Raw genomic sequence first — 12,265 nt, forward strand, 5'->3', positions numbered from 1 at the left:
ACTTTAGGGGCTCTTTTGATTCATTATAGGGTTTGCGACACTTTTATACTATACTTCATAAAGTATGAAACGATTGATAAAAAGTAAGGCGGGGGCTTCCGCCTTTGTGCGTAGGTTTCACCTCTTTGATTTTCTTCTCATCGTTGTCTTACTTAGTGTGTTTTGGATAACAATCAATGCACCTTTTGACTACCTCGCAGAAACAGACAAAGATAAGGATTACCTGGTAGCTCGTCATATAGTTCAATACAAGGAGTTTCCTTTATCTGGGCCTTGGAATAGTATATCTGGCGCTTTTACGCATAGTCCCGTATCTTATTATTTCCTTGCTCCCTTTGTGGCGATCAAAGATGATATCGTGTTTTTAAGGTTTGTAAATATCTTGCTTCAACTCATTACGATTGTCATAATTTACCTGCTCGCAAAAAAAGCATTTGGCTCAGGAACGGCTTTCATTGCATCACTTTTGTTTGGTCTTAGTTCTCACATCCTACTCCTATCAAGATATCCTATAGTACCTGTTCTGGCGCATCCATTTATCAACCTGAGCTATCTCTTACTCTTATTTGCTTATGTGAAAAAAAGTTACCCATTGTTACTAGGAAGTATAGTTGCTTTGTTGTTTGCTTGGGCCATACACAGCACACCAATCCTAGTAATGCCGTTGTTCCTGGCGGTTATATTCTTGATTCTAAGAAAACAAGGTGGATCTATTGTTCATTATATCGGGGCACTCGCGGTTTTCGCTGGCTCTTTTCTTTTGTTTTATTCTTCAGTACTACTTGATTTATACAAAACAGGATTCGACACTTCCTCTCATTTTCTGACGAGTCTCGTTGTTTCATCCCCGTATGAATTTTCCCAGAACTTTTTGAGCAACCTGCAATCTCTCATAGGCTTCTTCTTTTCCTCGAATCTTCTCATGACAACTCGTTCCCTGGGTGGTCTATTGTTTTTTGTTCTTCTGCTTGGGGTTCCACTCTACTTTTTTTACTTCCAAAAAGACGCTTCCAAAAAATTCTATGCATTACTCGCTCTTCTTGGAGTCCTCCAACTATTAGTTATGCTTTCTCTCTTAAAAGCTCCTGTGTACGGCTACATGTTTATCCCCGTGTTGGGTTTATTCATAATCTTCATTGCTGAAATTCTTAATACCATATTATCAAAATACCACATCCTTACTGTTTTCAAGATTATACTAGTTATTCTGCTTATAAAAGTATTTTCTATGAACTTCTTCTTTCTCGAAACTCAGCCTCAGGAAAATAGGTTAGACCCTATTATTACCTCTATCAAAACAGAATTGTATGAAATCAAAACGCGGGAGGATTATAATGATTTTTCTTTTTTTCAAGTGAGACTTTATCGGGAATTGCAGCCACGTTCCACTTCAGAAAAACGGAGGTGGTTTCCCTTTGCTGATGCGGTATTTTGGACGCCCCTCGAAAAAGATCTTAATACAAAGTTAACAACAACAATTGGAAAAAACTATCAATTCTACGTATATCGATATTTTGGGTCTATGCCTATTGGTAGTGACGATTACATTTTTTTAATTTGCCAAAATCAATTTTCTCGTATTTCTGACATCGAAAATGAATGTATCGACACTTTTCTTATGGAGCATCGAACTCACTCCATTGGAAGACAACTCTATTCCCAAGATTCCTTTTCTGTTTATGTTATGAAGAAAATACCTCATTCTGATACATTGTAGGTAAAGCTACTCTTTTAAAGTCCTCACAAAGAGATTCAGTCTGAGTTCAAAAAACTCAAAGCGTATTTTTCTAGAAGAAAACCCTGCTTCACATAAAATTCTCTTGATCTCTCTTTTTGCATAATGCCTCTTGTGACTTTCGATCTCCTTGCGAGAAATAACTCCTAATCGTGCGAGAACTTGCAATGGTATCTTCAAGATGAGGACCGGAGTAGTAAGTAAAAGCACCCCTTTTGGTCTCAATACTCTAAAGCACTCTCGTATGACTTTCTCTGGATGCTCAAGGTGTTCAAATACAGCAAGCATAGTTACCACATCGATAGAAGCATCCTGAATTGGAAAGATTTTCTTAGCTTGTTGGGGATAAAGCATAAATTTTCCAAACTTCATCTCTCTTTCAAGGTAAGGATCGATCCCGATACCTTCCGTAACACGATCGTTAAGCGTAAAGAGAAAATGGCCATCTCCACATCCAACATCAAGCATACGGACTCCTCGAGGAATAAATGGCATGACTTGCTTTTCTCGAAAAAACCGAATTACATCATCAAGCCACCAGAAATCTTTTACTTCGCTTGTCAAACGTTCCCGAATTAAAACCCATATTGCCCTAAATCCATGAGTCCACTGCAACTTTTTCCCGTCTCGCAAGGTACGTGGTCTGTATGTAATCGGAACTTCAGATATATGATGCCCTCTCTTCAGAATTTTCGCTGTTAACTCTTCGCAAAATGCAAACCCCTGTTCTTGAAACTCAAAATCTTTTATGACTTCTCTTCGAAATGCTTTGTAGCAAGTTGGTAAATCGGTAAGATGAGAACCAAATAGAATATTTGCAACCTGTGTTATAAAACGACCACCGAGATAAAAAAGTGTGGATACTCTTGGATTTTCCAAGAGGTTCCTTGAACCATACACCACATCGGCATCCCCTAATAAGATTGGCTGAAGCAACTTCGAATACTCCTTTGGATTATATTCGAGATCAGCATCTTGGAGAATCACAATATCTCCAGATGCATGCGCAAGACCCGTTATAACAGCAGCGCCCTTTCCAAGATTTCTCTCGTGACAAACATATGGGAGCCCCATTAAGTCTAAAATTTCCCTTGTATGATCTGAAGAGCCATCATCAATAACAATCACCTCCTTCTCTTGAATACCCAAACTTTTAAGGTCTACCTCTTGGATCTTTTGAAGAATCGTATCAATGGTATCTTCCTCGTTAAATATGGGAACGATAATGGATATTTTCATATTCACCGCCACTTTTAAGAGTTACAAAGCTTCCTATACTCTTCTGGAACTGTTTGACACACCACGCCTGATTGCTCTTGAGAATACCAAACCCTCAAGCGAGACAAAATATGCTCAAAGCACACTTCTTGTTCTTTGTTAGAAAGAATGCCAGAAGAGCAGAACGCAAGGCCTTGAACATACTCCTCGTCGGGCTTGCCGTATTTCATGTGCCCTCCAGAAAGTCCATCAATGCAAGAAAGGTGCAGAGGGGCCTTGAGCGACCGGCACAAAGTCACTGCCTCTTTTAGGGCTGCCGGTTCTGAAAGATGAAGACGGAGAAACTCGTGGAATAAACCTGACAGCACGATGTTTCGAATCTCGTAGTCTTCGTCTTGGGGAATATCCTCTTCTATTACGCTTGCTGCCTTTGCAAAATCGTTGTTCGCAATCCTCAAAATGACAGGAATCATATTGGTATAGCAAGCTTCTCGATATTTTTCTTCTTGTACGTGACACAGCGAGAAGGGATCTTTTTGAAGTTCCTCTAGTTCATACTTTGGATCAATAGACAGAATCTCAATTGCGTTAAAGATACCTGTTGCACAAAGGTACTCTTGAAAGTTCGTCTCTGCAAATGCTTGGCAAAACTCAAAGCCCGGGGCTATCATAGCATCCACATTGCCCCAGACCCTTGGATCTCCCCCGTCAACCGCTCCATGTCCTACCCCATGGTAGCAAGCGGCTGCCGCTCCAAACTTTTGGAGGTACAACTGCTCGTCTACATATTTACAGAACTCTCGCCCTTGCCCCACGTCTCCTGTGGTCAAAAGCAGAGTCTCCATGAACCCGTGGTAGAATCCGTATCCGCAAAAAGAGGTTTTGGGGCTCAGCTCTATTTCCTTGCCTGCGGCAAACAACTCATATGCCTCCTCTCCAATCTCGTGAACGTATCCGTGGCAATCCCTTGCAAACTCGAGTTCTGAATTATACAAGGATGCCACCACTTCAAAAGCATCTGCAATGCCAGTTTCTTGAAGTGTTTTCTGTATGGTTTCTTGCCAGCACTGTCGTTGCTCTCCCCCAGATGTATCACAAGAGAAAGCATACTGAACATCAAAAGTCTTCTTCCCTACGATGACCGTGCCAACAAACAAGGGAGATAGATGATTGTGGTACTTCCATACCCCCTCCTTTTCAAAAGAAAAACTCCAGTCAAGCACGGGTTCCCGGGGGTCAAACTCTGAATAGATTCCATGACTGGGATGCAAGCTGGAAGCTGGCCAAAACAATGTTCCGTTCTTTGAAACAAACTGTACGGTATCTCCTTTTTCAATGATGACTTCTTGAGGAGAAAATCCATCCTCGCGAAGTTCTACGGTGTGGACGTTTCCATCCGTACGCCAGATAGAAAGTAGAAATAATCCACCAACAAAAACACCAAACAGAAGTATAAGGAGAATTGTCTTTGTTCGCATATGCTTGTTCTAGTCTACTCAACCTTGCCTCTCCTGTCTAACCGGTGAACATAATGGTATAATGTCGCCATGCGTTTTTTCTTGCTTCTCGCTTTCCTTGGACTAGGGATTGGAGTCTTCCTTGCTGTCAAGAAGTCTGTCCCCCTGTATCAACTTCCTGAACAAGAATCAGCATTACTTGCTCTTGGAAAGTCTCACTTTCGAAAAGGAAATTTTGAGGAATCTCTTCTTGCTTTCCAGAAAGCACTTGACAAGAACCCACAGAGTGTAAGTGCACTCATGCAACTGGCAAATTTTTACCGATATGTTGGTGGGCAGTATGACAAAGCAGAAACTATGTTCCAAAAGGCTCTTGAGATAAATCCAGAGAATAACTGGATTCTTGTTGATCTAGGGAAGCTCTACCGTAATATGGGGCGCTATCAAGATGCCGAAGATATGTTTTTTAAGGTTCTCGCGCGCAGTCCAGATACCGTTGCGGCATACGACTACGGACTTGGATATCTCTATCTCGAGCAAGATCAGTATGAAAGAGCGGAAGCGATGTTCAAGAAAGCCCTGGAGTTAAGTCCCGAACGTGATTTTGCATACATGGGTCTGGGAGATCTGTATCGAGAGATGGGCAGATACCAGGAATCAGAAACAATGTTCCGCAGAGCACTTGCGCTCAATCCAAAGAGCGAAGCATACCTTGGACTTGGCTGGCTCTACTTGTACCAGAAAGAACACGGGAAATCAGAGGAAGCGTTTCTCTCGTATCTTGACGTCTTGAAACCAAAAAGCGAGGTATATTACGGCTTGGGCGGCATCTATCTCTTCCAACAGCGATATGAGCAAGCGGAGGATATGTTCCAAAAATCCGTAGACTTGAACCCAAGGCTTGGAGGATATATTGGTTTAGGATCTCTCTACGAAAAACTGAAACAATACGACAAAGCACGAGAAATGTTTGCAAAGGAGCTTCAACTCAATCCTCAAAATCAATCTGCGAAAAACCAGATTGAATATCTTGATTCTCTTTAAGGGCAAAGTTTCTTGTACTGTTGTTCTACCAGGGTGCAAACCTCTTGATATTTTTCCTCGGGGAAAAGATGCGAGGTATGTCCCAAGGCAGTTTTGTAGCAAGCATGTTGTTCCTCTTCAGTAAAGATGTTCAAGCCGCAAAACTCAAGTGCTGGAACGTACTGATATCCCGGAGGACCAAACTCAAGTAGGCCCCCCACAAATCCTGTTATGCAAATCATATGGAGACGGTCTGATAGGGAGCGGCACGTGAGAACGAGATCTGTATTCTCTGTTGGTCTGGCAGAACGAAAGCTTGCAGCGTAACTCGCCAAACCCTCCATGGCGCGTTGAGCGTAATAATCATCGGAGATACTCTCGACCAAGAGAACTGCTTCTTGAAACTCAAAATCTGCCACAGAAAGAACGAGGGTGTTCATTTCTTCATAACAAGACTTTTGAAAGTACGGCTCCTCTTGAGTTCTGCAAGTCGCATAGGGATCTTGCCTGTCAAAAGAAAGCTTGTACTGGCCACCAACATACATAATAGCAAGGGAATTAAAAACTCCAGAACCGCAAAGATATTTCTGGAACTCGTTTGCTCCTATTAATTCACACATTTCCAAGCCCGGTTGAATGACAGATTGCGCATCTCCCCATGCCCGGGGGTCGCTTCCGTCTACCGTGCCGTGGCCAATGCCGTGATAGCAGGCGTTAGAGGCACCTGCACTTTGCTTGGATAGCTGATTGTCCACATACGCACAAAATTCTCGCGCTTCTTTGATGTCTCCTTTCGTGAACACCAGGGTCTCCATAAAACCATGATAAAACCCATACCCACAAAATGAAGTGCTAGCGCCCAAGACAATTTCTTTTCCCTCAGCATAGAGAGCATATGCTTCTTCCCCAATGAGATGAGTATACCCGTGGCAATCAGCTGCAAAGTCAGGGTCTGTAGTATAGAAGTCTTCCAGAACATCAAAGGCCGTCCCTACACCCTGTTCCGTAAGGACTCTCAGTATTGTGTCTTCCTTGCATTGGCGTTTTGACCAATCGCTGGAATTGTCTTCTTCGTTGCAATTGTATGTGATTGCTGTGCCCTTTTCATCAAAAACAATGATGGTTCCGGTATAATAAGAAGCTAAATGATTATGATATTTCCATGTGCCTACTTTATCAAATTGAAAACTCCAGCTTTCCTGTGGTTCAACGGGTTCCCCGGAATCAAACTCGGAATAAATAGTATGGCTTGGGTGTATGTTAGAAGCTGGCCAAAATTCTTTATTCTTCTTTGTTATAAAACCTACAGTCTGTCCCTTTTGTATCGTTAATTCTTGAGGATAAAAACCTTCCTCACGAAGTTCTACGGTATAATCTGGTTTTTGATTGAGCTCCGCTCTTCCTTTTGGCTCAAATCCGAACAGGTATAAAGATAAGGGAATTATAACGAGAAGAAAAAAAATGCCCCCTAAAATACTTTTTTTAAACAATGTTTTGCCTATAAAAAACTGCATTCTCGTGCTGTATAATTTGCACAAAATATTACATGTATTACCTTGAAATTACTTTAAGTGTTGCGCGACATTCCTCGGAGTATGAAGACGGCAGTTCTTCACAGAATGTTCTTCTATATATAGGATCCTGAACATAATAAGAAACTGCTCTCATTAAATTTATAAAACAGGAACCTTGATAATAGGGATCATCAATGACATTACAAAATGCAATTGCAATACTCCGGTCATTCTCACCTCCCCAATACAGCGAGTTTGTTGCATGCACCACGCAGGCCGCAGCGCCCTCTTTCGTATTCGCAAGCAGACACCATTCATACACACGATTTAATGCTTCGTCTGTTATCTGTTCTATTGTAGATACTCTAATATCTCGCCCCAAAGCTAATCCTATAAACTCTTTCCCAAATCCACCGTAGCATGCATCCCGACTACGAAAATCGGCAACAGGAAGCTTATCGCAGTACAAAAATGCTTGTTTGAAGTCAGCAGGCGTCGGAAATCCCGCATCTGCTCCTGCAGCGTTAAAAAGATGAGGGGTCAAATATATATAACAAAGGGAGCGCGCCTCATCGGGCATGAAATCGCTTGAACAGGGATAGAGAGGATTCTCCTCTTTAAAATATTTTTTATGCTGTTCCTCCCAAAGCTCCTTATCGTGAACTCCATTTATAATCTCCATAATACTCCCGCTGATACACTGATGCGCTTCCTGGTTTCCGTATTGTGGGGTACCGGTTTTCTCGCAAAGGTTGATTGCCTTCTCTAGATCATACCCAGTATAAGCTAATACTCCGTGGCCTAATCCATGGAAACACATGGTATAGGCACCGGAACCGCCCGGTGCGTTCCGACAAGCTTTTGCAATCTCATCAAGAGCAGCTTCTCCTTCTTCAAAAAATAGGCCTATGACAATGGAATGGGAGCAGGCATTACGAAAATCATGGGTGCATATGGGAATACCCCCCAACCCTTCTTGCTGATAGAGAACGCCGCCCACAACATGTGCAAGCAGATGCATATCAATGTTGGGGGGAATTGATGCAGCTCGCAACACATCAAAGGCATACCCTCCCCCTTTTTTCTTTGCAAGATCTTCAAAATACCTGCCTAACTCTTGAAATGAAGACAAGTTCTGAGTTTGGAGTTCTTGGATTTCAAGATACCTATTTTCTTTTTTACCCAAAAGCGGAGAAAAAATATTGATGTCTCCTTTCACTAAAGGAAAATAAGCCAAGAAAACTCCCCCAAGGAAAACGAGGAGAAAGAGAATAAAAAGAAGAATATTTTTTGAAAACAGGGAGAAAATAAAGGCAACCATGATATCTCAACATACCATGGTTTCTGCTAACAAAAAACCGAGGGTTCCTCGGTCTTTTGCTGAACTCTGAGGCAAACAACAAGATCTTAGGGAAGAATCTGCACCTCCAGGGGGTCCACCACCTCGTCTCCCGATTTCACGGGAACGGAACTCCGCACAAACACCTGTTCCCCAACCTTCAAATCCTCAATGGTAACCTCTTCCCTGATGGGTGTAAAAGAGGTGCCGGGGGGAGGATTGGCAATGTCAAAAGGGAATATAAGACGTATGAAGTTGGTGTTCTCTCCGAGTCTCACGGTAAAACTGCGTTCGTCCGCTGCCTGGAAGATCACAAAGGAGTTTTCTGCGATCTCTATTGACGTCACCTTTCCTGCAATGCTGCGAACTGCGGGTTGATCAATCTCTCTTTTTTGCTGTTCTTGGCCAAGCTGTTGAGACTCGCTCTCTCCTTCTTGCTGTTCTTGGCCAAGCTGCGAAAGATCTCCAGTAGAATAGAGATACACTCCCCCAACCACTGCCACCAGAACAACAATAATACCAATGGTGCTTAAACTTAATTTAGGCATAATGCTCTTTTTGTTATTCATTATTACTTATATCATATCCCATATCTCCTGCCTGCGGCAGGCAGGCCCTAGCAAAACTAAGGAAAAACGACTTTCTTTATTATACCCCCAGCAAAGTAAAATACCAATCCACAAGGGTCTCACCCCAGAAAAAGGCAATCAAGGTCCCAAACACCAAAAAGGGGCCAAAGGGTACCTCAGAGCGCATGGTCTTTCTTTTAAAGAAGATAAGCGCCAAACCAACAATTGTTCCGGCGGCGAATGCTAAACTCATGGCAACAAAAATATTGGGCCACGAAAGAAACAATCCCATAAAGAGCGCCAGCTTCACATCACCAAACCCCATGGCCCGTCTTTTTGAGAGAAGATAAATTGCCCAAAAAAACCCGGCCGCTCCGAGTCCTGCAAGCAGAGCCTCAAGAAAACTTAACGAGGTTAAGTTTTCTGCAATCTGAAAATGCAAAAGCAATCGCCAAAGCAATACAAGGCCTATGGCAGGATATAAAATCTTGTCTGGAATGAGGAAATGCTTAAAATCATACACAAAAATCACCACAAGGAATGAAACTATAGCCCAAAGATAGGCAACATTGAGTACCTGTAGAAAACTTAACGGGGTTAAGTTTTCTACGCCTTGTCCCAACCAAGGAATAATTAAATAGAATACTCCAACGAACAATAGGGCGGTGGCAAGCTCTACCAAAGGATACTGTATGGATATTGGTTTCCTGCAATATCTGCATTTTCCTTGAAGCAAGGCAAAGCTCGCCAGAGGAATCAAGTCATACCAAGCCAGCGTATGCGAACACGAAGGACAAAACGATCTTCCGCGCATCACCGTTACGCCCGTTTTCCTGCGATCGTGAGGAATTGGGCGCAATTTCTGCCGAACTTCCAAGCGGTAGATAAAAGCGTTGAGAAAGCTTCCCACTGCCAACCCAAAGAAAAACACCACAAAAAAGATCATTGTTACATTATATCTTATCTTGCCCCTGTGGAAAACTAAACGAGATTTAGGTGGGGATAACTAAATGAGATTTAAGCAAAACTAAATCGATCCGCCTCAGGCGGACCGATTTAGGAAATAACTGTATTGTTCCTTAATTTACATTAAGGCCTGCCTGCGCAGGCAGGAATCATCCACTCAGAAATTATTCACAAACAGCAAGGGTAACAGTTCCTGCGTCAGGTACGCTGTTTCCATCAGCATCTGCTACTTCCTTTTCAGTCACTCCTCCAGGACCCGTGGCTATAATGGCTACTTGTCCTGCGGTTGCGGCCCGCTCAAGAATGGCATAGGCGCAGTAGTCCTGGTCTGTAGCTGAGTTGTCAATCCAGGTGTAGGCAGGATTCCCAGAACCCGGATCTGTGGGAACTTTCAGGTACGTTCCAACTGCAGATGGAATGGGAGGAACCTGAGAAAGATACGCCTCGTTTGCGTTGCAGGTAGAATCGTCATAGCACAGTTCCATTGCGGTGTTAAACTGCCTCATGTCAGATTGTCTGCGTGCGTCTCTCGCATTGGCCCGTGCTCCTCCAAGAGATACCAGCACAATACCTGCCAGAATCCCAATAATCGCGATGACCACCAAGAGTTCAATTAAAGTAAACCCGCCTAAGTTTTTCTTAGAAAAATTTTGGCGGATAAATCCTTTTTGTTTCATTGTTGCGTTCTTGTTACTATAAAAACAGATATCTCGACCTTTCTGTCAAATCCGGTTCGGGTCGGACAGACACTCTACTAATGTAAATCCTTTTTGTTTCACTGTTGTGTTCTTGTTCTTTAAATGCACAAGCATCAACCCCTAGAGAGTACAATCATTGGTAAACACTCCATTGGTCTCAATTGAATGTAACCCCTCTGCCAGGCTCCCGGCTCCACTCTCCAGCCAGAAACAAATCTGGTAGTCTCCCGTGGTTGCACCGAGACTTCCGTCAGCCTGACTAATAGAATACTGACAGGTGGCACTAGTACCATTGGCACAGGCTGTCCCTCCGGTTCCAACTGATGGGTCAGCAAAGTTCACAAATCCTACAATGCTATTATTGCTTGGGCATCCGCTGCACCCCGTACAGGTATTTACCTTGGCATCAGCCAAGACGCATCCTGTCAGTGCCTCTGGATTGTCTGAGGCCTCAACTTCCAAGGCAGTGGACATTTGCCGTACGTCCGTCACGCGTCTGGCGTCTCTTGCCTTGGCACGAGCAGGACCCAGGGATATAAGAACAATGGAAGCAAGCAAGCCAATAATCGCTATCACGATGAGCAGCTCAATTAAGGTAAATCCTTTTTGTTTCATTGTTGTGTTTTTGTTCTTTAAATGCACAAGCATCAACCTTTCAATCGTATTCAAAACAACCTATTCTTCGCATGTGGTAAACACCCCATTGGTTTCAATGGCGTTTAAACCAGATGACAGGCTCCCGGCTCCACTCTCCAGCCAGAAACAAATCTGGTAGTCGCCCGTGGTTGCAACGGCACTTCCGTCATCCTGGCTAATGGAGTACTGGCAGGGGGCGGTGGACGGACTTACACTTTGCTGGCAGGCTGCTCCTGCGGTTCCTACTGTGGGGTCGGCAAAGTTCACAAACCCTGCTACTGCTCCGGGGCCCGTGCACAAATCCACCTTGTGGTCGGCCGAGGTACAGGTTTCTACGGCTTCTGGATTGTCTGAGGCCTCAACTTCCAAGGCAGTAGACATTTGCCGTACGTCCGTCACGCGTCTGGCGTCTCTTGCCTTGGCACGGGCAGGACCCAGGGATATAAGAACAATGGAAGCAAGCAAGCCAATGACTGCGATAACAACTAACAGTTCAATTAATGTAAATCCTTTTTGCTTTTTCATACAATCAATGTAAAAAATGATTTTGGCTTTTTTGCCGTTCTGTCAAATCCAAACTGGCCTACTGACACGTGGTAAACACCCCGTTGGTTTCAATGGCGTGCAATAGTGGGCCTCCCAAGCTCCCGGCTCCACTCTCCAGCCAGAAACAAATCTGGTAGTCGCCCGTGGTTGCATCGGCCGTCCCGTCTGCCCTACTGATAGAATACTGGCAGGTACTGCCGGAAGCTGACGTACAGGGAGTTCCAGGCGCAGTAGATGAAGGGTCAAGAAAGTTGCCAAAACCAGCAACCGCACCAGGTCCTGTGCAATCACGCACATTATCATCCAACCCCAGACAACCTTCAATATCTTCCGGATTGTCTGAGGCCTCAACTTCCAAGGCAGTGGACATTTGCCGTACGTCAGCTACGCGCCTTGCGTCTCTTGCCTTGGCACGGGCAGGACCCAAAGCTACCAATACAATGGAAGCTAACATCCCAATGACTGCGATAACAACTAGCAGTTCAATTAATGTAAATCCTTTTTGTTTCATAGAATATAAATAATATCGACTTTTTTACCGTTTCCTTAATGTTGAACAAAGTA

Annotated in this window: 12 protein-coding genes; 2 read left to right on the forward strand and 10 right to left on the reverse strand. The window is 43.6% G+C overall.

The window, feature by feature from the left end; translation table 11 throughout:
* Window positions 1-64: 64 nt before the first annotated feature.
* Window positions 65-1,717, forward strand: coding sequence for a glycosyltransferase family 39 protein (locus tag IH982_02200; protein ID MCH7828664.1), 1,653 nt, complete (start codon window positions 65-67; stop codon window positions 1,715-1,717).
* Between the two features lie 6 nt (window positions 1,718-1,723).
* Here the strand turns inward: IH982_02200 and IH982_02205 are convergent, their stop codons facing one another.
* Together IH982_02205 and IH982_02210 are read right to left on the reverse strand one after the other, a co-directional pair.
* Window positions 1,724-2,974, reverse strand: a complete 1,251-nt coding sequence (locus tag IH982_02205; GenBank protein MCH7828665.1) for a glycosyltransferase — start codon at window positions 2,972-2,974, stop codon at window positions 1,724-1,726.
* Between the two features lie 14 nt (window positions 2,975-2,988).
* Complete coding sequence (locus tag IH982_02210) at window positions 2,989-4,431, reverse strand: hypothetical protein (GenBank protein ID MCH7828666.1); 1,443 nt, start codon at window positions 4,429-4,431, stop codon at window positions 2,989-2,991.
* 69 nt (window positions 4,432-4,500) lie between these two features.
* Between IH982_02210 and IH982_02215 the strand changes: the two genes are divergently transcribed.
* Window positions 4,501-5,454 (forward strand): tetratricopeptide repeat protein, encoded by a 954-nt coding sequence (locus IH982_02215; GenBank protein MCH7828667.1) that lies wholly within the window; start codon window positions 4,501-4,503, stop codon window positions 5,452-5,454.
* Here IH982_02215 and IH982_02220 read toward each other — a convergent pair.
* From IH982_02220 to IH982_02255, 8 genes are all read right to left on the reverse strand, one after another.
* Window positions 5,451-6,947, reverse strand: a complete 1,497-nt coding sequence (locus tag IH982_02220) for a cupredoxin domain-containing protein (protein MCH7828668.1) — start codon at window positions 6,945-6,947, stop codon at window positions 5,451-5,453. The two genes, IH982_02215 and IH982_02220, sit on opposite strands and share 4 nt — an antisense overlap.
* Window positions 6,948-6,984: 37 nt before the next feature.
* Window positions 6,985-8,268, reverse strand: coding sequence for a hypothetical protein (locus tag IH982_02225; GenBank protein ID MCH7828669.1), 1,284 nt, complete (start codon window positions 8,266-8,268; stop codon window positions 6,985-6,987).
* 86 nt (window positions 8,269-8,354) lie between these two features.
* On the reverse strand, window positions 8,355-8,855 hold the full coding sequence (locus IH982_02230) for a hypothetical protein (GenBank protein ID MCH7828670.1): 501 nt from the start codon (window positions 8,853-8,855) through the stop codon (window positions 8,355-8,357).
* 79 nt (window positions 8,856-8,934) lie between these two features.
* Window positions 8,935-9,801, reverse strand: coding sequence for a prepilin peptidase (locus IH982_02235; GenBank protein ID MCH7828671.1), 867 nt, complete (start codon window positions 9,799-9,801; stop codon window positions 8,935-8,937).
* 184 nt (window positions 9,802-9,985) lie between these two features.
* Window positions 9,986-10,498, reverse strand: coding sequence for a prepilin-type N-terminal cleavage/methylation domain-containing protein (locus IH982_02240; protein MCH7828672.1), 513 nt, complete (start codon window positions 10,496-10,498; stop codon window positions 9,986-9,988).
* 141 nt (window positions 10,499-10,639) lie between these two features.
* Entirely contained in the window at window positions 10,640-11,134 is a 495-nt protein-coding gene (locus tag IH982_02245; GenBank protein MCH7828673.1) for a type II secretion system protein, read from the reverse strand.
* A gap of 60 nt (window positions 11,135-11,194) precedes the next feature.
* On the reverse strand, window positions 11,195-11,680 hold the full coding sequence (locus IH982_02250; GenBank protein MCH7828674.1) for a type II secretion system protein: 486 nt from the start codon (window positions 11,678-11,680) through the stop codon (window positions 11,195-11,197).
* 58 nt (window positions 11,681-11,738) lie between these two features.
* On the reverse strand, window positions 11,739-12,212 hold the full coding sequence (locus IH982_02255; GenBank protein MCH7828675.1) for a type II secretion system protein: 474 nt from the start codon (window positions 12,210-12,212) through the stop codon (window positions 11,739-11,741).
* Window positions 12,213-12,265: the final 53 nt, after the last annotated feature.

It is taken from the genome of Patescibacteria group bacterium, assembly GCA_022563395.1.
Taxonomy (GTDB): domain Bacteria; phylum Patescibacteriota; class Minisyncoccia; order Minisyncoccales; family UBA10102; genus 01-FULL-49-22b.